21 protein-coding genes are annotated in these 21,062 nt (G+C 63.1%); 10 read left to right on the top strand and 11 right to left on the bottom strand.

All coding sequences use genetic code 11. From position 1 onward, the window contains the following. Positions 1–131: 131 nt before the first annotated feature. The gene (locus B7H23_RS08900) at positions 132–1,124 is read right to left on the bottom strand and encodes a P1 family peptidase (protein ID WP_094077093.1); all 993 of its coding nucleotides are present in this window, start codon (positions 1,122–1,124) and stop codon (positions 132–134) included. 197 nt (positions 1,125–1,321) lie between these two features. On the opposite strand from B7H23_RS08900, the gene B7H23_RS08895 reads away from it, so the two are divergent. From B7H23_RS08895 to B7H23_RS08860, 8 genes are all read left to right on the top strand, one after another. Next, on the top strand, positions 1,322–1,864 hold the full coding sequence (locus B7H23_RS08895; protein WP_420814474.1) for a flavin reductase: 543 nt from the start codon (positions 1,322–1,324) through the stop codon (positions 1,862–1,864). Next, on the top strand, positions 1,861–2,775 hold the full coding sequence (locus tag B7H23_RS08890) for an AAA family ATPase (protein WP_094077092.1): 915 nt from the start codon (positions 1,861–1,863) through the stop codon (positions 2,773–2,775). The genes B7H23_RS08895 and B7H23_RS08890 overlap by 4 nt, the downstream gene beginning before the upstream one ends. 97 nt (positions 2,776–2,872) lie before the next feature. Further along, entirely contained in the window at positions 2,873–4,198 is a 1,326-nt protein-coding gene (locus B7H23_RS08885) for a vWA domain-containing protein (RefSeq protein ID WP_094077682.1), read from the top strand. Next, positions 4,167–4,502 carry an XdhC family protein gene (locus tag B7H23_RS08880; RefSeq protein WP_094077091.1) on the top strand — a complete coding sequence of 112 codons (336 nt, stop codon included), beginning with the start codon at positions 4,167–4,169 and terminating at the stop codon, positions 4,500–4,502. Before B7H23_RS08885 ends, B7H23_RS08880 begins: the two co-directional genes overlap by 32 nt. 5 nt (positions 4,503–4,507) lie before the next feature. After that, positions 4,508–5,203, top strand: coding sequence for an XdhC family protein (locus B7H23_RS08875; protein WP_094077090.1), 696 nt, complete (start codon positions 4,508–4,510; stop codon positions 5,201–5,203). Beyond that, the gene (locus tag B7H23_RS08870) at positions 5,203–6,807 is read left to right on the top strand and encodes an NTP transferase domain-containing protein (RefSeq protein WP_094077089.1); all 1,605 of its coding nucleotides are present in this window, start codon (positions 5,203–5,205) and stop codon (positions 6,805–6,807) included. Before B7H23_RS08875 ends, B7H23_RS08870 begins: the two co-directional genes overlap by 1 nt. Positions 6,808–6,895: 88 nt before the next feature. Next, positions 6,896–7,777 (top strand): alpha/beta hydrolase, encoded by an 882-nt coding sequence (locus B7H23_RS08865; RefSeq protein ID WP_240535037.1) that lies wholly within the window; start codon positions 6,896–6,898, stop codon positions 7,775–7,777. 14 nt (positions 7,778–7,791) lie between these two features. Continuing rightward, positions 7,792–8,214, top strand: a complete 423-nt coding sequence (locus tag B7H23_RS08860) for a DUF1330 domain-containing protein (protein WP_094077088.1) — start codon at positions 7,792–7,794, stop codon at positions 8,212–8,214. A 65-nt stretch (positions 8,215–8,279) separates the two neighbouring features. Here B7H23_RS08860 and B7H23_RS08855 read toward each other — a convergent pair whose 3' ends face one another. Both B7H23_RS08855 and B7H23_RS15885 read right to left on the bottom strand, forming a co-directional pair. Continuing rightward, a complete protein-coding gene (locus B7H23_RS08855) occupies positions 8,280–8,417 on the bottom strand; it encodes a DUF3563 family protein (RefSeq protein ID WP_094077087.1) in 138 nt (45 codons plus the stop codon). A 129-nt stretch (positions 8,418–8,546) separates the two neighbouring features. After that, positions 8,547–9,641 carry a sensor histidine kinase gene (locus tag B7H23_RS15885; RefSeq protein ID WP_158215799.1) on the bottom strand — a complete coding sequence of 365 codons (1,095 nt, stop codon included), beginning with the start codon at positions 9,639–9,641 and terminating at the stop codon, positions 8,547–8,549. A 133-nt stretch (positions 9,642–9,774) separates the two neighbouring features. On the opposite strand from B7H23_RS15885, the gene B7H23_RS08840 reads away from it, so the two are divergent. Beyond that, a complete protein-coding gene (locus B7H23_RS08840) occupies positions 9,775–10,431 on the top strand; it encodes a protein-L-isoaspartate(D-aspartate) O-methyltransferase (protein ID WP_094077085.1) in 657 nt (218 codons plus the stop codon). Here the strand turns inward: B7H23_RS08840 and B7H23_RS08835 are convergent, their stop codons facing one another. Genes B7H23_RS08835 through B7H23_RS16025 form a run of 3 tightly spaced genes read right to left on the bottom strand, consistent with a single transcriptional unit; the run spans position 10,432 to position 12,229 of the window. Further along, positions 10,432–11,394: a pirin family protein gene (locus tag B7H23_RS08835; protein WP_094077084.1), complete on the bottom strand. Its 963-nt coding sequence runs from the start codon at positions 11,392–11,394 to the stop codon at positions 10,432–10,434. It lies immediately after the preceding gene. A gap of 37 nt (positions 11,395–11,431) precedes the next feature. Beyond that, positions 11,432–11,725, bottom strand: coding sequence for a GNAT family N-acetyltransferase (locus B7H23_RS08830; protein ID WP_094077083.1), 294 nt, complete (start codon positions 11,723–11,725; stop codon positions 11,432–11,434). 54 nt (positions 11,726–11,779) lie between these two features. Then, entirely contained in the window at positions 11,780–12,229 is a 450-nt protein-coding gene (locus B7H23_RS16025; RefSeq protein WP_158215798.1) for a CAP domain-containing protein, read from the bottom strand. Positions 12,230–12,920: 691 nt separating this feature from the next. On the opposite strand from B7H23_RS16025, the gene B7H23_RS08820 reads away from it, so the two are divergent. Next, positions 12,921–13,208 (top strand): GIY-YIG nuclease family protein, encoded by a 288-nt coding sequence (locus tag B7H23_RS08820; RefSeq protein ID WP_094077081.1) that lies wholly within the window; start codon positions 12,921–12,923, stop codon positions 13,206–13,208. 451 nt (positions 13,209–13,659) lie between these two features. Here B7H23_RS08820 and B7H23_RS08815 read toward each other — a convergent pair whose 3' ends face one another. The 5 genes from B7H23_RS08815 to B7H23_RS08795 form a co-directional block, all read right to left on the bottom strand. After that, complete coding sequence (locus B7H23_RS08815; protein WP_094077080.1) at positions 13,660–13,884, bottom strand: type II toxin-antitoxin system HicB family antitoxin; 225 nt, start codon at positions 13,882–13,884, stop codon at positions 13,660–13,662. A gap of 17 nt (positions 13,885–13,901) precedes the next feature. Beyond that, positions 13,902–14,549, bottom strand: coding sequence for an ImmA/IrrE family metallo-endopeptidase (locus B7H23_RS08810; protein WP_158215797.1), 648 nt, complete (start codon positions 14,547–14,549; stop codon positions 13,902–13,904). Between the two features lie 34 nt (positions 14,550–14,583). Further along, positions 14,584–18,423, bottom strand: coding sequence for a vitamin B12-dependent ribonucleotide reductase (locus tag B7H23_RS08805; RefSeq protein WP_094077078.1), 3,840 nt, complete (start codon positions 18,421–18,423; stop codon positions 14,584–14,586). Between the two features lie 527 nt (positions 18,424–18,950). Next, the gene (locus B7H23_RS08800) at positions 18,951–20,480 is read right to left on the bottom strand and encodes an inorganic phosphate transporter (RefSeq protein ID WP_094077077.1); all 1,530 of its coding nucleotides are present in this window, start codon (positions 20,478–20,480) and stop codon (positions 18,951–18,953) included. Between the two features lie 94 nt (positions 20,481–20,574). Continuing rightward, the gene (locus tag B7H23_RS08795; RefSeq protein WP_094077076.1) at positions 20,575–21,054 is read right to left on the bottom strand and encodes an NUDIX hydrolase; all 480 of its coding nucleotides are present in this window, start codon (positions 21,052–21,054) and stop codon (positions 20,575–20,577) included. Between the last annotated feature and the right edge of the window lie 8 nt (positions 21,055–21,062).

Below are 21,062 nucleotides of genomic sequence, written 5' to 3'. Positions count from 1 at the left end.
ACGGCAGATGAATGTGCCGCCCGCCTAGCAGAGGGCGCGGAAGCGGACAAGAAAGGAGTGGGCGTTTCGTCACGCTTCGCCGGCAGGGAACCGGGCGCCGTCAAAGGTTAGATCCGCACGGCAGGGGCGTCCTAAAGATTGCGCCAGGCGGGTTTGGGGTCGCCGGGCAACGGCCTGGCCTCGTAAACGCCACGGGCGATGGCGCGGGCCATGGTCGCCGTGGCGGCGGCGCACAGATCGATCATCGTTTCGATACCGACCGGCACTGCGCCCGGTTCGGCAGTCGAAAGCGCGAAGACGAGATCGCCATCCATCGGCAGGTGGGCGGGCCAGACGGCGCGAGCGAAACCGTCATGGGCGGCGATGGCTAAGCGTTTGCATTGCGCCTTGGTGAGCGGCGCGTCGGTCGCGATAACGCCAATCGTGGTGTTGGCGTTCGGTGGAACCGGGCGATGTTTCAGCCGCACTGTCGTGGCGTCTTCCGGCATTAAAGCGGGCCATCCGAGATAGCCAAGTTCGCCTCGTTGCTCGAAGGGCGCGGCCCAGAAGTGCCGGCTGGAGCCGACCAGCGGATTGCCGAGTGCGTTGACGGCGACCAGTGCGCCAACGGTGCCGATTCCATCAAGAACGCTGGATGCCGAGCCGACCCCGCCGCGCACGGTCGCCGTCATCGCGCCGGTTCCCGCGCCGACCGAGCCGAGCGCGATATCGGTCGCGGCGTTCTGCAGAGCGTGGCGGCCAAGGCTCGCATAGTCCGGGAGGATGCCATCGCCGCCCGCCATGAGATCGAAGAGGATCGCCGCCGGAACGATGGGGATGTGGTGCGGACCGACCGGAAATCCTTCACCGGCCTCCGCAAGAGCGGCCATCACGCCATCGGCGGCGGCAAGTCCAAAGGCCGAACCACCGGACAGCACCAAAGCGTGAATACGTTCGACGGTGTTTTCCGGCGCCAGAAGATCGGTTTCCCGCGTGCCCGGCGCGCCGCCCATGACATGAACGGCGGCAGTTGCAGGGCGGACAGGCCAGATCACGGTTGCGCCGCTCTTCGCCGCATCGTCGGTGGCGTGACCGACGCGAATGTCGGAGACGTCGGCGATGGTGTTGCGGGGCCCGATATTCATACGTCCTCTCCTGTTCCGAACGGGCGCGGATGGCCGCGCTTTCGGTTGGAGAAACGTGTTCGCATTCCAGGCGTCGCCAGACAAGGACGAACCGTGACGCCATTGCGTGTTCCCGGCCTCCACCTATATGCCGGTGCAGTTTCGAAACGGGCTGGCGGCGCAGGCGGCCGCCTCCATTGTGCAGGAAAAGGTGCCAATTGTTCGTAAGCCGCGATGTCGATCCGAAGTCCTACCGCGATGCCATGGCGCGCTTCGCCGGAGCCGTCCATATCGTGACCACGGATGGCGAAGCGGGCCGGCGCGGAGTGACGATCATCGCCGGCTGTTCGGTTTCCGACGATCCGCCAACCGTCCTCGTCTGCCTCAATCGCCACAATCCCGCCAACGAGGCCTTTGTAAAAAACGGCAATTTCGCGCTCAACACGCTGTCCGACGGCGGGGTGGAACTGGCTGACGCCTTTGCCGGCTTTACCCGCGAATCGCAGGACGACCGGTTCGCGCGGGCCGAATGGACCGTGCTCGCAAGCGGCGCGCCAGTGCTGGCCAATGCGGCCTCGGTTCTCGATTGCGAAATCGAGCACACGCACGATCATGCAACCCACCGGGTACTTTTTGGCAGAGTGACAGCCCTGGCAATCGGCCCTAGCCTTGCTCCTCTGATCTATTACGATCGTAATTATCGCCAGCTCGCACCGGCGGAGAAGCTGAGCATGGCCACGCCCGGGAGAGAGAGCGCATGAGCGAACTGCCACACTCCATCGATGCGACGCTGGATCTGCTGTCGGGGCAGGACTACGTGGCCGACCGCGCGCTGGCGACCGTCCTCTATCTCTCCATGAAGATGGGGCGCCCGCTTTTCCTGGAGGGCGAGGCGGGTGTCGGCAAGACGGAAATCGCCAAGGTGCTTTCCAAAGGGCTCGGGCGCAGACTGATCCGGCTGCAATGCTATGAAGGGCTCGACATCGCATCGGCGGTGTATGAATGGAACCACGCCGCGCAGATGATCGCCATCCGGGCGGCCGAAGCGAGCGGCACGGCGGCCGGCGACCAACTCGAAGACAATGTGTTTTCCGAGCGTTATCTGATCCGACGCCCGGTGCTGGAGGCGCTCGAGCCGCATGAGGGCGGCGCGCCCGTCTTTCTGATCGACGAGCTCGACCGGACCGATGAAGCCTTCGAGGCGTTTCTGCTGGAAATCCTCTCCGATTTTCAGGTCACCGTGCCGGAGCTCGGAACGATCAAGGCAGCGGAGCCGCCGCTTGTCATCATCACCACCAACCGGACGCGGGAGATTCACGACGCGCTGAAGCGTCGCTGCCTCTATCACTGGGTCGATTATCCGAGCGCCGAACGCGAACTGGAGATCGTAGCCCGGCGGGTGCCCCAGGCGTCCGAGCAGCTCTCGGCCGAGGTGGTGGCTTTCGTCCAGCGCCTTCGCAAAATGGATCTGTTCAAGGTGCCTGGCGTCGCCGAGACGATCGATTGGGCAACTGCCCTGATCGAACTGGACAAGATGGCGATCGATCCGGAAACGGTCTCCGATACGCTCGGTGTGCTGCTGAAATATCAGGACGACATCCAGCGCCTTTCGGACGGCGCGGCCGCGGAGATCCTGACCGACGTCAAGCGCGATCTCGCGGCGGCCGAATAGCGCCATGAGCGCGTCCGGCAAATCGGCGGGTTTCGGCGATGCGGCGGGGCTGATCGACGTCAGCCCGGCCAAGGCTGACGATAATGCCGAGCACGGCATGGCCTCGTTCGGTCCCTCGATCGACCGCGCTCTGGCCGGCAGTCCGGACAAGAGCCGGCTGGCCGACAACATCGTTCATTTCGGACGGACCCTGCGCAAGGCCGGCATGAAGGTCGGGCCGTCGACGGTCGTGACCGCGATCGAGGCCGTCATGGCCGCGGGGATCGGCAGCCGCGAGGATTTCTACTGGACGCTCCATTCGGTCTTCGTGAAGCGGCGCGAGGACCGCGCGACCTTCGACGAAGCGTTCCGGCTGTACTGGCGCTCGCGCGAACTGATGGAAAAGATGATCGCCATGTTCTCGCCGACGATGGAAAAGGAGCGCGAACGCCAGAAGCCGAAAGCGGCCGAACAGCGGGTCAACGACGCTCTTTTCGAACAGCACCATCATGCCCAGCCGATCCGGGAGAAGCCGGAGATCGAGGTGGATGCGCGCCACACCGTCTCGGGCAATGAGATCCTGCGCCAGAAGGACTTCGCGCAGATGTCAGTTGCCGAACTGGCCGAAACCCGCAGGCTGATCGCCGATCTGCATCTTTCGATGGACGAGGTCCCGACCCGCCGGTTCCGCCCGGACATGCGCGGGCGCCGCTTCGATGGGCGCGCCACGCTGCGCAGCGCCATGCGCAGCGGCGGCGACATCATCCTGCCGCGCTACAAGAAGCGCAGGCGCATTCATCCGCCCTTGGTGGCGCTGTGCGACATTTCCGGATCGATGAGCCAGTACAGCCGCGTGGTGCTGCATTTCCTTCACGCGCTCGGCCATCGGCGAAAGGTGCATTCCTTCGTCTTCGGCACGCGGCTGACCAATCTCAGCCGGCAGCTTCGCCACAAGGACCCCGATGAGGCGCTGGCCGATGTGGCGTCGAGCGTTCAGGACTGGTCGGGGGGAACCCGGATCGGTGAGACGCTGCACAATTTCAATCGCGACTGGTCCCGCCGCGTTCTGGGGCAGGGCGCCATCGTGCTGCTCATCACCGATGGGCTGGAGCGTGAAGGCACTGCCCAGCTGGCGCAGGAGATGGAGCGTCTGCAGAAAAGCTGCAAACGGCTGATCTGGCTCAACCCGCTGCTGCGTTTCGACGGGTTCGAAGCGAGGGCGGCGGGTGTCCGGGCCATGCTGCCCTTTGTCGACGAGTTCCGCCCGGTGCATAATATGGAGAGCCTGGCGGGCCTGTGCGCGGCTCTCTCGGGGACCATCAGGCCGGGCGATGCCGATCCGAAATCGTGGATCGTGGACGCCCAGCCGGTCACGCCCCATCGCTATTCCTTTGTCGGTCAGGAGACGAAAGATGGTTCACGACAGCAGCGCCCGCTCGCATGATCCGCTGACGGCCGCCGAGGACTGGCTCGCCGGCGGCAGGAAGGTCGCGCTGGCGACCGTCATCGAAACGTGGGGCTCGGCGCCGCGCCCCGCCGGCAGCCACCTTGCGATCAGCGAAGACGGCGATTTCGAAGGCTCGGTCTCTGGCGGTTGCGTGGAAGGGGCGGTCGTCGCCGAAGCCATCGAGGTGATCGAGACCGCCGAGCCGAAGGTGCTGGAGTTCGGCGTCGCCGATGAGACGGCCTGGCGGGTCGGTCTCAGCTGCGGGGGCCGCATTCGCGTTCTCGTCGAACCGTTCGGCTGATCGCGATGGACCGAACCCTTCTTCATGGTCTGAACGAAGCGCGCGCGAGCCGCCGCGGCGCCGTCACCGTGGCGACCGAGCGCCATGGCGTCCAGCAATTGCTGCTCGAGGGCGAGATACCGGGTGATGCGCTGGGCCAGGCTGCGGGCAAGGCGTTGCGCACGGGCAAGGCGTCGTCCGTGGAGATCGACGGCGAAACGCTTTTCCTCAACGCCTATGTGCCGCCGGTGCGTTTCGTCGTGATCGGGGCGGTTCACATCACCCAGGCGCTGGCACCGATGGCGCGGGCCGCCGGTTACGAGCTCGAGATCATCGATCCGCGCGGCGCCTTCGCCACACCGGACCGGTTTCCGGATGTCACTCTTCACGCCGAATGGCCGCAGGATGTGTTGGCCGACGACCCGCTGGACGCCTACACCGCGCTCGCGGCCATCACCCACGATCCGAAGATCGACGATCCGGCCCTGATCGCGGCGCTTCAGGCGGACTGTTTCTATATCGGCGCGCTCGGCAGCCGCAAAACCCATGGCCGTCGCGTCGAACGGCTGACCGAGGCCGGCTTCGACGATGCGGCGATTGGGCGGATCGATGCGCCCATCGGGCTGGACATCGGCGCCGCCAATCCGGCCGAGATCGCGGTTGCCATTCTGGCGCAGATGATCGCCGCCTTCCGAAGGCGCGGTTCCGAGAGCGCACGCTGATGCAGTTCGGCCCGGTACCGATCGCGCAGGCGGAAGGCGCCACGCTCGCTCACTCCATCCAGAGCGGGGGCGAGCGCATTTCCAAGGGCACGGTGCTCGATGGGGCGGCTCTGGCGCGTCTGGCGCAGGAGGGTGTGTCGGAGATCATCGTCGCCTATCCTGATCGGGGCGATCTTTCGGAAGACGACGCGGCGCGCCGCCTGGCTTTTCCGCTTGTCGCGCCCGACATTTCGGCCGGTGAAGCGGTGACGGGCCGTGTCAATCTGCATGCCGAACGGCCCGGCCTCGTTTCCATCGATGCCGCGACGATCGACGCGCTCAACGCCATCGATCCCGCCCTGACGATCGCCACACTGCCCGACGGTGCGATGGTGCGCGCCGGACAGATGCTCGCAACGGTCAAGATCATTCCGTTTTTCGTGTCCGAAGAGACCGTCGAGCGCGGCGTCGCAGCGCTCGCCGGCGCGGCTCCAGCGATCCGGCTGACGCCGTTTCAGCCGAAACGGGTCGGCCTCGTCCAGACCATGGTCACCGGCACGGCCCAGAAGGTGCTGACCAAGACGGCTGCCGTGACGGCGGCGCGTCTTGCGCGGGCGGGCAGCCATATCGCGCGGGAAATGCGCGTCCCGCACGATGAGGAGGCGCTGGTGGCGGCCCTGCGTCGCATGGCTGGCGACCACGATCTCCTGATCGTGTTCGGCGCCAGCGCCGTTTGCGATTTCGACGATGTGATCCCGGCGGCCATTGCCCGCGCTGGAGGCGAGATCGAGCGGGTTGGCATGCCGGTCGATCCCGGCAATCTGCTCGTTCTCGGCCATCTCGGCGACAAGCCGGTGATCGGTGCGCCGGGCTGCGCCAGAAGCCCCAAGGAGAACGGTTTCGACTGGGTTCTGGAGCGGGTTCTGGCGGGCGAACCGCCATCGTCCGCCGCCATCGCAGCCATGGGCGTCGGCGGACTGCTGCAGGAAATCGAAACGCGCCCCCGGCCGCGTGACGCCAACCCCGCGCCCGTGCCGGTCGCAGCGGTGATTCTGGCGGCCGGCGCCTCGCGGCGGATGGGTCAGCACAACAAGCTTCTGGCCGTGTTCGATGGCGAGGCGGCCGTTCATCGGGTCGCGCGCGAGGCGTTGGGCAGCACGGCAACCGAAGCCGTCCTCGTGACCGGCCATGAAGCGGATCGGATCGGCGAGGCGGTGGACGATCTGCCGGTAAGGCGGGTGCACAACGCCGATTTCTCCGACGGGATGGCGGGATCGCTGCGCCAGGGGCTCGAAGCCATCGCCGAAGGGCAGGGCGCGCTCGTCCTTCTTGGCGACATGCCGCACGTGACCGCCGATCACATCGACCGGATGATCGGGGAGTTCCAGAAGCATGGCGGCCGGGCGGTGGTTCGCGGCAGCAGCGATGGACAGGCCGGCAACCCGGTCATCCTGCCGCCCGGAATCGTCAGCGAAGCCGCTCACCTGACCGGGGATACCGGCGCGCGTCATCTGATCGAAGCCAGCGGCGCGCCGACCGTTCTGGTCGAGATCGGCCGGGCCGCGGTGACCGATATCGATACGCCGGAGGCGCTGGCATCCGCCGGCGGGTCGTTCGAGGGGTGACGATCCGCCGCCATTCCTGCCAGAGCGATGTCCGTCAGCCTTCGTTTCGGGCTTGTCGCGCATCGATCTTCCGGCAATGGTTGCAGCCATGCGGCTGATCCGACACCCGTTATCGTTCTGCCTGACAGTGTTCGCGGTGCTCATCGCGACGCCGGCGATGGCGCAGCCCACACTCGCGCCGTTCAAGGACGATCTGTTTGCGAACCGCGTCGTCGAAGAGCGCGATGGCGGTGCGTTTCGCGTCGTGGATTACGACGAGATGCGCGACATAAACGGACGCGACGCCGTTCCGGAGCGACGCGCAAAACGCGCCTATCTCGATCTGTCGGTGCGGCGGCAGGAAAGCGCGCTGGCGCTGCAGACCCAGGCTGGCCTCGTTCTCTTCCTCGCCACCGGAAAGACACGCGGCGCGTCCGTCATCACCATTTTTCTGCACGGCCAGGGCGGCGACGAAAAGCTCGGCAGCCGCGATCTGACCTTCGGCGGAAACTTCAACCGCATCCGCAATTTGATGGCGCGCAATGGCGGGCTTTACGTCACGCCGACATTCCGCGATTTCGGCGAGGCCGGCGCCGAACAGATCGCCTCACTCATCGACGAACTTCTGAAGCGCTCGCCGGATGCGGAGGTTATTGTCGCCTGCGGCTCGATGGGTGGCGCTATCTGCCATCGCCTTGCCAACCGGGCCTCCACAGTCGCCGATCTTGCCGGTCTGATCTTTCTGGCTGCGCCGCCCGCCGGTGATTTCCTGTCCAGCACCGCCTTTCGCGCGCGGGTACCCGTCTTCATCGCTCATGGCAGCCGCGATCCGGTTTTTGCTATCGACGATGCCGAACGGCTCTACGAACAGCTTCGCAACGGGGCCGGGACCTATCCTGTGCGCATGGATCGCTACGAGAGCGGCAATCACGGCACGCCTATCCGTATGGTCGACTGGCGACGGACGATCAACTGGATGCTATCGAATTAGGGAAACAGGCCGTCATGACTGAAGAACGCTATGTCGATCCCGACAAGGAAACCTTCGCCGCCTTTCGGGCGATGGAGCGAGACGGGCCGCTTCACATGCTCAATCTCGTCCAACTGCTGGATAAGGCGATCTACGACGATGGCCGCCAGATCAGCGGTGTCGACGCCTATGCGGCCTATGGCCGGCAGAGCGGACCGGTTTTTCATCGCGTTGGGGGACGAATCCTTTGGCGAGGCCAGTTCGAGTTCATACTGATCGGCCCGAGCGATGAGTGCTGGGACCATTGCTTCATCGCCGAATATCCGAACCTTGCCGCCTTCGTGGAGATGGTCCGCGACCCGGCCTACCGCCAGGCGGTCAAGCATCGTCAGGCCGCCGTTCTTACTTCCCGCTTGATTCGAACCAGCCCAAAAGAGGGTGGCGATCTTTTCGGGTAGGCGCTTCCACTCAAAGAAAAAGCCCGCCAAACCGGCGGGCTTCCATATCGCTTGATCGTTTCGGATCAGAAGTTCGGCAGACGGCCCGAAGCGCGATCGATGTTGCGCATGCGGCGCTCCAGATCGGCCAGATCGGTGGCCTTGGCGAGATAGTCCTCGTCACGCTGGCGACGGCTGCGGAACTGGAAAAAACGGCTGCCCATATCTCTGTTTCCTTGGGTTCTCTCAATTGCGTCGACGCTAATATGAGAGCGAATCCCTGCCGTTGGAAGCGCTTATGTTGCGGAGCAGCATTGCAGAAATGCATGGCCGGTTAACGGATCGTCCGACGGTTACGCGGACGATATGCCTTGCGGCTCGGACCATGCATCTTCTTCCGCCTGCGCTTCGGGGAACACGAGCCGCGCGTGCGTCCCGCCGTCTCCATCCAGAGTGAGTACGCCACCAAGCTGCATGGCAAAGGCCCGGGCGATCTGCATGCCAAGCGAACGGGATTTCGCCAGATCGAAATCATCGTCTAGACCATGGCCATCATCGATAATATCCAGCGCTATCAGGGCATTATCCGTCCGGCCGATCCGTATTTCGATATGGCCCCGATCCCGCCCTTCGAATCCGTGCTCCACACAATTTGCGATCAGTTCCGCGGCGATCAGACCGACCGGCACCGATTGCGTGCTGTTCAGCACGATGTCGTCTGCACCCCTATCGGCCCTCACGTCATACGCAATACCAGGCGGTCCGCCCGCGGCTTCGATCACATCCGGCACCATGCCGTTCAGAAAGTCCTGCAGAGGGATGCGCTGCCCATGCGGATTGTGCAGCGCACGCTGAATCTTGCTGACCAGTTGCAGCCGGCGGATGGCTTCGTCCACGATCTTCATGGCGTCCTGATCGTTGATCTGGCGCTTTTGCATCTGCATCATCGAAGCGACGACCTGCAGATTGTTCGATACGCGGTGCTGCAGTTCGCTGAACATGAATTCGCGGCTTCTGGCCAGTTCGGCGCTTCGCCGCCGTTCTTCCGCCAGCCGGTGCAGGGCTCGGCTCATGATATGGATGATGGCGATGTCGATGACGACAATGAAGATGTAGAAGCCGAGCGCCAGCGCTGAGTTGCCGTTAAGGGCGAAGCTGCCATAAGGCGCCATGAAGAAGTACCAGGCCGTCAGGCCACCGGCGACCGCCGTGACAATACCGGGCGACAGGCCCGCAACGAAGGTGGTGATAATGACGGCGGGCAGGAAGGTGATGTAGGGAAAGCCGATCGGCAGATCGAGATTGAGCGCATAGCGTACACTGAACGCGATCAGAAAGGCCGTAGCGGCGAACACCCACCGGCCCAACCCGTCGATCTCCATCGCGACGAGGCGACTTTCACGCGGCGTCAGCCCGCCCTCATGCCCCTGTTCCATCGTTATCGCCACGGCGATTCCCGCCTTGTCCCCAATCAGCGTTTGCCAGCGTTGCCAGCCAATTGAGGCCGGGTGAGGGCAACTTCGCCATGAATTGGCCATCGCGTCGATAGGAACCTTTGGCGATGACAAGTCTTCGCCTTCCATGTCCTGCGAAACGGATTCCGATCTCTTTGCCAGACGCCGCCACTCCATGGTGGAGCGGCAGCTCAACGCACGCGGCATAGCCGATCCGGCCGTACTGAAGGCGATGGCCATGGTGCCGCGCGAAGCGTTCGTGCCGTTGGGACGACGCGCGGAAGCCTATGACGATCATCCGTTGCCGATCGGCCATGGCCAGACGATTTCACAGCCCTTCATGGTGGCTTTCATGATGGAAGCGGCACGGCTCACACAAGACGACCGGGTGCTCGAGGTCGGTCTCGGCTCGGGCTATGGGGCGGCGGTCGCCAGTCGCATCGTCCGCCAGGTCTACGGGATCGAGCGCCATAAGGAACTGGCCGATGGCGCGAAGGTGCGCATCGAAAATCTCGGCTATCGCAACGTCTGCGTGGGCACCGGCAACGGCACGAAAGGCTGGGCGGAGGAAGCGCCCTTCGACGCCATCATCATTTCGGCAGCGGCGCAGGACGTATCGCCGACCCTGTTCGAGCAGCTGGCGCCGGGCGGGCGGCTGGTCGCGCCGATCGGACCGGCCCGAGGCGCGCAAACGCTAATGCGTTTCATCAAGGACGCCGATGGTCATCTCTCCAGCGAAACGCTCGGCGCGGTCGCGTTCGTTCCACTCGTTCCGGACGACTAATCAGGGATAGGCGACGCCCCCCGTCGCTCGGCGCGGCTTGCTGGCGTTTTCCGGCAGCGGGATGAAGTCTTCCTCGTCGCCCGGCACCGTTTCGAACCGGCCCTGCCGCCACTCTTCCTTGGCCTGTTCGATCCGCTCGGCGCGCGAGGAGACGAAGTTCCACCAGATATAGCGCGGGCCGCCCATCGGCGCGCCGCCGAACAGCATGAAGCGGGCGTCCTCTGCTGCCTTCACGGTGATCGCATCGCCAGGCCGCAGCACCAGAAGCTGGTTCGGCCCGAAGCTTTGCCCGGCGATCTTTATCGTGCCGGCAATGGTGTAGAGCGCGCGCTCCTCATAAGTCGGGTCGATCGGCACGGACCGGCCGGCCTGCAATTGCACATCGGCATAGAGGGTTTCCGATGCCGTCTTCAGCGGGGACGCGCCGCCCATCCATTCGCCGGCAATGAGGCGCGCCTCGACGCCGTGATCGGTGACGATCGGCAGGTCTGTCGCGCCGTGATGAATGAAATCGGGATCGCGCTCCTCCGCGTTTTCAGGCAATGCCACCCAGGTCTGGATACCGAACAGCTTCTGGCCGGTCTGCCGGCGCTCTTCGCTGGTCCGCTCCGAATGGACGATGCCGCGCCCGGCCATCATCCAGTTCACCGCGCCGGGATTGATGGCGATATCGGAACCAAGCGAATCGCGGTGGCGGATTTCGCCCTCGAACAGATAGGTGACGGTGGCCAGATTGATATGCGGATGCGGGCGCACATCAATGCCCTGATCGGTCAGGAACTCTGCCGGTCCCATCTGGTCGAAGAAGATGAACGGGCCGACCATCTGCCGCTGAGTAGAGGGCAAGGCGCGCCGCACCTCCATCTCGCCCAGATCGACCGCGCGCGGGACGATCAGCGTCTCGATGGCGTCGACGCTTTCCGCATCGCCAGGAACGGGGTCGGGGCAGGGCGAAAAGGACATGGCGTTTCCTCTGGTTCGGGTCGATCTCCTCTTGGATCTAGCGCTTCAGCACGTCCTGCCAATCGGGGTGTCGGGCGATCTGCGCCTTGGCGAAGGGGCAGAGCGGAATGATCGTCCGGCCTTCGGCCCGCGCGTCATTCACCCCACGCTTGACGAGCGCCTCTCCGACCCCCTGGCCTCGCAGCGCATCCGGCACGCCGGTATGGTCGATAATGATCGACGTGTCGCCGAGGCGCGAATAGGTCATCTCCGCTTCATGGCCGTCGACGCGGGCGACATATCGACCCTTGGTCTCGCCTTCTTCGCGGGTGATTTCGATCGTGTCGGTCATGCTTCTTTTCCTCGTTCGACGTCGGTCGCGGCTCGTTCCGCAAGGATGGCACAGCTAACCGGCGAGGACCATCGCCCAATAGCGCGTGCCGCCGGCGCTTTGCGCCGACGCGATGCCGTAAGCGCGCATGTTGCGGTTCACCATGTTGCGGCGATGGGGCGGCGACTGGATCCAGGAAGCGACAGCCGCGCCCAATGTCGTCTGTCCGGCAGCGATGTTCTCGGCGTAATGCTGGCCGCGATAGTAGGGGCGGACACGGGCCGCGAAATTTCCGCCCGCGCTATGGCTCATCGTTTCTCTCGCGGCCATGGCGTCGGCCTGCTTTTGAGCGGCGCGGACGAGCCCGCCATCGCGGCTGAGCGGCGGCAGTCCCTTATCGGCCCGCAGCCGGTTGACCGCCTGATCGCCCGACGCGTCGAGCAAAGCCGGATCGAACGTTCCCGTCGAACACGCCGTCAGGGTCAAAAGGGAGGTTGCGACGAAGGCGCGTCGGGTGAGAGGCATCGAATCGTCTCCTTGCAAATAAGGGAGCGATCTGCGCGCAGCATGGGGCGGGATGATGGCGCACGATATCGCCGCCACGCCCGGCGACCATCTGGCTGTTGAGAGAGGGTGCAGCGCTGGCATCCACCGCCGGACGCCACCCCCCTTGCGGGCCAAGGTGACGAACATGCACAGAGACGCGGCCAAAGGGGTTTCCCTGCCCACCGGGCGAAGGACCGGCTCCTTCCACCTGCGCCGCGCGACGCTTTGGCCCTTCGCTGGGGCTCCGGTTCGCGACCGTGCGGAGCGGTCGCGCATAGCGCGGCTGAAAGCCAACGATTTGGCCTTCAGAGCGACAAACGCCCGGAGCACAAGCGAAGGGCACGCCTACCGGAAGATGACGGCAGGGATGATAAGGCAAAGGCACGAGAGGGTGGATAGGCGATTGTTCTTCATTGCCGGCAGCGCTTGACCGTTCAGGCATGGATCCTCGGATCGAGTCCGAGGATGACGACCGTCATATGGGTTGCGGATTGTCCTTCAACGCCCGCGCCGTCGCGACGGTATCGCTAGGGTTTAAGATTGACCGCTCTCATGAAAACTTCGTCATCCTCGGGCCGCGGCCCGAGGATCCACGCCTCGACCTGCAAGCGGCTCGGCGAGGCAAGCATGCATGCCGACAACCTCATCCGAACACGCTACGCTGTCACCCATGACCGGCTACGTCTACATGCTCGCAAGCCAGAAGAACGGCACGCTCTATATCGGTGTGACCAATTCGCTTGCCCGCCGCATTCCGGAGCATCGCGAAGCGACGAAGGGCTTCACGGCGCGATATGGCTGCCATCGGCTGGTCTGGTACGAAGAGCATTTTGACATGCGTGACGCCATCCAGCGCGAAAAGACGATGAAGCGTTGGCCGCGCGCCTGGAGGGTAGCCCTGATCGAAGAGCACAATCCCGACTGGAATGAGCTGTTCGTGGGCTGGGGCTGGGAGTAGGGCAGCGATGCTTCCGTAAGGCGAGCAATTAGCGCCTGATCACAATGATCCGGCCGTTGCCTCAGCGTCGGCGGTTATTCGCCAAAGCCCAGTCATGGTCGTCATCCTCGGACTTGATCCGAGGATCCATTCCAAACCGTCAAACGTAGTCGTGGCGATGGATCGGCAGACGCGTGATCGCCGGTCGAACGCCGGCGGCGCTCCGACATTCAGGCATGGATCCTCGGATCGAGTCCGAGGATGACGAAGCTTCAATGGGGATTGCCAAGAACCTTAACCGTTGGTCGTCGGTGGCTGGTCTTCGGTCTTCGGTCATCCGACGTTGAAGAACGATCGCCACCTTCCAACACGGTAGCCGGTCGCTGGTCGCCCAGCGTTGAAGAACCATCGGCCACCTTTCAACATGGTCGTCATCCTCGGACTTGATCCGAGGATCCATGCCTCGACTGGGTTACATCGAGGCGATGCAGAAAAGAACGCGGGCTTGAGCCTCCACATATTCCGCGCGGCTGCTCGGTTCGGGCACAGCGATGCCGTCTTCCCTCAGGCCCTCGATATGGAAGCGGATGGCCTGGGCAATTTCGCGTTCGGTTTCTTCGACCGTATCGCCTGTCGCGATGCAGCCCGGAAGATCGGGCACATAGGCGGCATAATTGCTTTCGGCTTTTTCGATCACAACGGCGTAGTGTGTCTTTAGTTATCTCGTTGACGTTCAACAGCTTCCCGGAAGTTGATCACATTTCGAGGGAGTGGCCTCTGTGTTCCAGCTAAGTCAAATTTGGCTAATTTAATTCGTTTCCAAGCAATTTCACTCTGAAGGCTAGATACTCCAAATCGCGAACGGATGTATTCACTGTTTGGGGCGATCAAGGCCCGATTTGTCGGTACGAGAAAGTGCGATGCGAATTCGTCAGCCTCGTCTTCAAGCGTGCGGTTTTTCAAACTGTATCTGCTGTAAGAGATCGAGTTTCTTTTCCGAATACCAGTGTGATCGAGATAGGCATGACCCAACTCGTGCGCGATCACGAACATTGCGTCACCATCGCCGTTCTCTGCACGGTTCCAGACGACATCGCTTACAAATATTGTCTGTGAATTTTCGTCGTAGTAGGCTTCGTCTTGCTCGTTCGGCATGTCATCGGCCAAAGTCTTTTTAAGATGCAAATTGGGCTGTCGCTCTGCAAGTCTGTCTCGAAGTGCGCTAAATACGATTTGATCAATGCCCTCGAGGCCGAGCTTTTCGCGGACGAGCTTTGCTCGGCTCTCAATTTTTGTAAGCCGCATTTTTTGTTCTCCTTTTGTTCTCCTTTTGTTCTCATCGACCCTGAGGGCACGCTGCATACGCAGCGTGCCCTTGTTCCAATCTTGCCGAGCCTCAACTACAGCCGCTCGTTGACCCACACGTATCGCACTTCTCGCAAGTCCCATTCCTCACCATCGTGAAGTTCTGGCATTCGGGGCAGCTATTGCCCGTATAGCCCATGGAGAGCGCCTTCACCCGGCGATCGGCTTCCAGCTTCTTCGCCTCGGCGCGGGCCGCTTCGGCGGAAGAGGCGTTGTCGGCGGTGAAGAGGCCGGTCGCGCCTTCCTCCTCATGATCGAGATCGAAGTCCTTCTGCCGCTCCTCATAGTCGCGCTTGAAGGCCACCGGCTCCTCGTTCAGCGCCAGCGCCACCGCAGCGCCACCCTTGACCGCCGCCACCGCATGGACGCCGCTGGCGCTTGCCGCCGCATTGCCGGACTTGGCGCTCGCCGTGTTGGTGTTGGCTCCGGTCGGCGCCTTGCCGCCGGCGAATCCCGCCGGATTGGCGGTTCCGCCATCGATGCCTTCGCGGCCCGGCACCAGCTTGAGCGTGTGGCCGCGCGTCCAGCCCTTGCTGACCGGCACGGTCTTGCCTTCCCTGATGCCCTTGCCGAGCGCCGTCGTCTCGAAATTGGACTGGTCGACATGGGCCAGTTCATGCTGGCCGAGATAGGAGACGGCGAGTTCGCGAAACACATAGTCGAGGATCGAGGTGGCGCTCTTGATGGCATCATTGCCGATGACAGGGCCCGCCGGATCGAACTTGGTGAAGGTGAAGGCCTCCACATATTCCTCCAGCGGCACGCCATATTGCAGGCCGAGCGAGATGGAGATGGCGAAATTGTTCATCATGGCGCGGAAGGCGGCGCCTTCCTTGTGCATGTCGATGAAGATCTCGCCGAGGCGGCCATCGTCGAATTCGCCGGTGCGCAGATACACCTTGTGTCCGCCGATGACGGCCTTCTGGGTGTAGCCCTTGCGCCGGCTCGGCAGCTTGTCGCGCAGGCTGCGCACCTGCACTTCGCGCTCGATGATCTTCTCGACGATCTTCTCGGCCACTTCCGCCGTGCGGGCGGCGGCGGGCGCCTCGATCAGATCCTCCAGCGCATCCTCGTCCTCGTCGTCCTCGACCAGCGAGGCGTTGAGCGGCTGACTGAGCTTCGAACCGTCGCGGTAGAGGGCGTTCGCCTTCAGCGCCAGCTTCCAGGACAGCATGTAGGCCGCCTTGCAATCGTCGACCGTCGCCTCGTTCGGCATGTTGATGGTCTTGCTGATCGCGCCGGAGATGAAGGGCTGGGCGGCGGCCATCATGCGGATGTGGCTGTCGACCGAGAGGTACCGCTTGCCGATCTTGCCGCAGGCATTGGCGCAGTCGAAGACGGGCAGGTGCTCATCCTTCAGATGCGGCGCGCCTTCCAGCGTCATCGCGCCGCAGACATGGATGTTGGCGGCCTCGATCTCCTTCTTGGAAAAGCCGAGATGCGGCAGCAGTTCGAAGCTCATATCGTCGAGCTGTTCGTCGGTGACGCCGAGCTCGTCACGCAGGAAATCTTCGCCGAGCGTCCATTTGTTGAAGACGAACTTGATGTCGAAGGCGTTCTTCATCGCCTCGTTCAGCATGGCGATCTTGTCGTCCGGCAGGCCCCTGGCGGCGAGCGATCCGGGATTGATGGCGGGCGCCTGGTTCATATTGCCATGGCCGACGGCATAAGCCTCGATCTCGCCGATCTGGCTTTCGGAATAGCCGAGCGTCCGCAGCGCTTCCGGCACGGCGCGGTTGATGATCTTGAAATAACCGCCGCCGGCCAGCTTCTTGAACTTCACCAGCGCGAAGTCGGGCTCGATGCCGGTGGTGTCGCAATCCATGACGAGGCCGATCGTGCCGGTCGGCGCGACGACGGTGGCCTGGGCGTTGCGATAGCCGTGCTCCTGGCCCTTTTCGAGGGCGCGGTCCCAAGCGGCCCTGGCGCGGGCCGTCAAATCCTCGTCTTCCAGATTGTCATGGTCGAGCGGCACCGGATTGACGGCCAGATGCTCGTAGCCATCCGTTTGGCCATGCGCGGCGCGGCGATGGTTGCGGATAACACGCAGCATGGCGTCGGCATTGTCGTCATAGCCCGGGAAAGCGCCGAGTTCGGAGGCCATTTCGGCCGAGGTCTCGTAGGCGACGCCGGTCATGATGGCGGACAGCGCCCCGCAGATCGCGCGGCCCTCGTCGCTGTCATAGGGAATGCCGGCGGTCATCAGCACGCCGCCAATGTTCGCAAAACCGAGGCCGAGCGTGCGGTAGCGGTAGGAGAGTTCGGCGATCTGCCGGCTCGGGAATTGCGCCATCATGACCGAGATTTCGAGCACGACCGTCCAGAGCCGCACGGCATGTTCGTAATCGTCGAGCTTCATGCGGCGCGTTTCGCGGTCGTAGAACTGAAGGAGGTTCAGCGAAGCGAGATTGCAGGCCGTATCGTCCAGGAACATATATTCGCTGCACGGGTTGGACGCGTTGATGCGACCGCCCTCCGGGCAGGTGTGCCAGTCGTTCATGGTGGTGTTGAAGTGCAGGCCCGGATCGGCCGAGGCCCATGCTGCATAGCCGATCTTGTCCCACAGATCGCGGGCCTTGAGCGTCTTCATGGTCTCACCGGTCTTGCGCGAGGTGAGGTGCCAGTCGAGATCGGCCTCCACGGCGCGCAGGAAATCGTCCTTCAGCGAGACGGAGTTGTTGGAGTTCTGGCCGGCGACGGTGAGATAGGCTTCGCTGTCCCAGTCGGTGTCGTAGGTCTTGAACTCGATGTCGGTATAGCCCTGGCGCGCGAACTGGATAACGCGCTGGATGTAGTTCTCGGGCACCTGGTCGCGCTTGGCGGCCCTGACGGTGCGCTTCAGCTCCGGGTTCTTCTTCGGATCGAAGCAATCACCGTCCGGTCCCTCGCAATGGACGCAGGCGCGGATGATGGCGGCCAGATGCTTCTTGACGATCTTGGAGCCGGTGACGAGCGCAGCGACCTTCTGCTCCTCGTTCACCTTCCAGTCGATGTAGTTCTCGACGTCCGGGTGATCGATGTCGACGACGACCATCTTGGCGGCGCGGCGGGTGGTGCCGCCGCTCTTGATGGCGCCGGCGGCGCGGTCGCCGATCTTCAGGAAGCTCATCAGGCCGGAGGACTTGCCACCGCCGGAGAGCTTCTCGCCTTCGCCGCGCAGCTGCGAGAAGTTGGAGCCGGTGCCGGAGCCGTATTTGAACAGGCGCGCCTCGCGGACCCACAGATCCATGATGCCGCCATCATTGACCAGATCGTCGGCGACGGACTGGATGAAGCAGGCGTGCGGCTGCGGGTGTTCATAGGCCGACTGGCTCTGTTCGAGCTGACCGGTGAAGGGATCGACGTAGAAATGGCCCTGGCCGGGACCGTCGATTCCATAGGCCCAGTGCAGGCCGGTGTTGAACCATTGCGGGCTGTTGGGCGCCACGCGCTGGGTAGCGAGCATATAGGCCAACTCGTCGCGGAAAGCGGATGCGTCTTCTTCCGAGTCGAAATAGCCGCCCTTCCAGCCCCAATAGGTCCATGTGCCGGCGAGGCGGTCGAAGACCTGCCGCGAATCGCTTTCGCCCACATAGCGCTCGTCTTCGGGCAGATCGGCGAGGGCGTCCTCATCGGCGACGGAGCGCCAGAGGAAGGAGGGGACGTCGTTCTCCTCGACCTTCTTCAGGTGGACCGGCACGCCGGCCTTTCTGAAATATTTCTGTGCGATGATATCCGCCGCCACCTGGCTGAACTGCGCCGGCACGTCGATATTCTCGGCGCGGAACACGACCGAGCCGTCGGGATTGCGGATCTCGCTGGTCGCCTTGCGGAAGGCGATGGATTCGTAGGCCGATTCTCCGGCCTTGGTGAAGCGTCGCGTGATCTGCATTCTCGTCCCCTCGTATGGAGGCCCATGTCAGGCCCTATATATAGTGTTCGACTTCGGTATTTCCTGCCCTCGAAGGGCAAGGCAACGAAGCAATTCGCTCGATGACCCGTTCCAATTGCCGCACAGCGCAACACCCCTTCTGCGCCATATGAGCGAGGCCGGGACCGATCATCATGTTCGTGCTGTTTGAACCGCTAAAATCTACATGTCGCGCTTCGATGTGGAGTAGACTACTACATATGGGGTTAATCAAGTCTTAAAATTTGAAGTTCCCCATGCTCCTCAAAGCGAAAACGGCTCTCTTCCGAACGGCTTTTCATACCGCCAAGCCTTAAAAGGAACCGAGTCGGGCCACAGATCAAGAGCGTTGTAGAGGCAATGTCTCGAAACGAGAAAAATACTAAATCTAGTGTGAGGGGTTTGGGGATTACGTGGAGGAGATCGAATCGCACCAAAAAAGGGCTTGCCACGCTTCCGCCGCTCCAGCCGGGCTGTTTGAGCCTTAGTCCGACCGGTGACGGAGGCGGTCAGACAAAAGCGCGGATCACATAGAAGATGAGCGCCGACAGGACGGCGGTGGCCGGCACCGTTATGATCCATGCGGCTGCAATGGTCGACACATGAGCGCGGCGAACGAGGCGGCGCTGGCGGATGATCTCCGGCGATGGCGCTCTGTCCGATGCGCCATCCTCGGATGTGAGAGGGATCTGGCTCGTCATGCTACCATTCTGATTGCGTTGCATGGCGAGATAGCGCTGACGACGCTTGGAGCGCGCCGTCCAGAATTCGCGAAAGAACCCGACGCCGAACACTGCGCCGACCGCAATATGCGTCGAAGACACCGGCAGGCCGAAATAGGATGCCACGATGACGGTAATAGCGGCGGAGAGCGCGACGCAATAAGCGCGCATCGGACTGAGCTTGGTGATCTGGCTGCCGACCAGGCGAATCAGTTTGGGACCGAAGAGCAGCAGGCCAAGCGAGATGCCAGCGGCGCCGATCAACATGACCCAAAGCGGAATGCCGACCTTCGCAGATACCGTATCCGCGCTGGTTGCATTCACGATAGCGGCGAGCGGGCCGACCGCATTGGCCACATCGTTCGCGCCATGCGCGAAGGAAAGGAGGGCTGCGGAGATTATCAGCGGAATGCGGAACAGTTTGCGGATCGACTGGTTGCGGTTTTCCATTCCTTCCGACTGTGAGCGGATGAGGGGATGGAAGATCGCCCAGCTCAACGCGAAACTCGTCGCGCCGATCATCCAGATGGTCGCGCCATCCACGCGAATGACCTTCTTCAGGCCCTTCATGGTCAGATAGGCGGCAAACGCGCCGAACATGACGGCGATGAAGATCGGCACCCAGCGCCGGGCCGCGGCAATCTTGTCTTCGCGATAGATGACGAGCGATTTCACGAGATAGAGGAAGAAGGCGGCGATGACCCCGCCAAGCAGCGGTGAGATGACCCAGCTGGCGGCGATGGCGCCCATGATGCCCCAGTCCACCGTGGAGAAACCGGCCGCGGCGATGCCGCCGCCCATGACGCCGCCGACGATCGAATGGGTGGTCGATGCCGGTGCGTTGATCGCCGTGGCGAGGTTGACCCAAAGGCCCGCCGCGACGAGCGCCGCCATCATGGCAGCGATGAAGGTATGGGTCTCGGCCAGATCTGCCGGATTGACGATGCCTTTGGAAATCGTATTGACGACATCGCCGCCGGCGATCAGCGCGCCGGCGCTCTCGCAGATCGCGGCAATGACGAGAGCGCCACCCATCGTCATCGCCTTGGCGCCGACCGCCGGGCCGACATTGTTGGCCACATCGTTCGCGCCGATATTCATCGCCATATAGGCGCCGATAGCCGCCGCCGCGACGATGGTGATCATGGCGGGCGAGCCGGAAAGCCCGATCGACACGAAGGCGATCACGAGCACCATGAAGAGAAAGGCGATACCGACGCCAACCATCGGTCGGTTGAGAGCGCTTGTGGCTGCTCCGATCTCGCCGACCCGCGAAAGATCCTTGTCGAGCGTTTCCTTGCGGAATGTATCAGCCATGCGAATGTTTTTCCTCACGCCATACAGTCCGGCCTTTCGCGCACTAGGTCAGGACGCTTTATCTTTGGCAACCGGGGCCACGCCGCCCGAACCATCAATCCAAGAGTTTTTGGCCGGCGTTTAACAAAAGGGCAGCCAATTGGGGCTCGTCGACGAGGTGCGACGCATCCTGCGGTGACATCCAGCGCAATTGCCGTTCACCCGCCTCCGGGAATTCGTCATGGATCGTCTCGACAGCAAGGGCATGGACAACGATTCTCATGCGCGCCGTGGCGCCCGCACCAAGATATTTCCGGCCGTCGTAAACACCGAGCGGCTCCCTTTCGGTGCGGCCTTTGACGCCCGATTCCTCAAATGCTTCGCGAGCGGCGGCATCGGCAGTGCCCTCGCCGGCGTCGATGCCGCCCTTCGGCAGGATCCACCGTTTGGTCCGTCGGCTGGTGATGAGAAGGAACTGAAGCCGGCCGTCCACCTGGCGGTAGGGTAGAGCCGCCGCCTGAAGCTTCGGCGGCGGTGCGCCGAGAAGAGCTGCCAAGCGCCCCAACAGGCCGTCGAGTGCACGGCGGAATTTCATCCGTTCGA

Origin of the sequence: Notoacmeibacter marinus, from assembly GCF_002238045.1 — a bacterium.
Lineage (GTDB): Bacteria > Pseudomonadota > Alphaproteobacteria > Rhizobiales > Rhizobiaceae > Notoacmeibacter > Notoacmeibacter marinus.
Note: the sequence above shows the minus strand (reverse complement) of the source record. Positions and strands in the feature narration are given on the sequence as shown.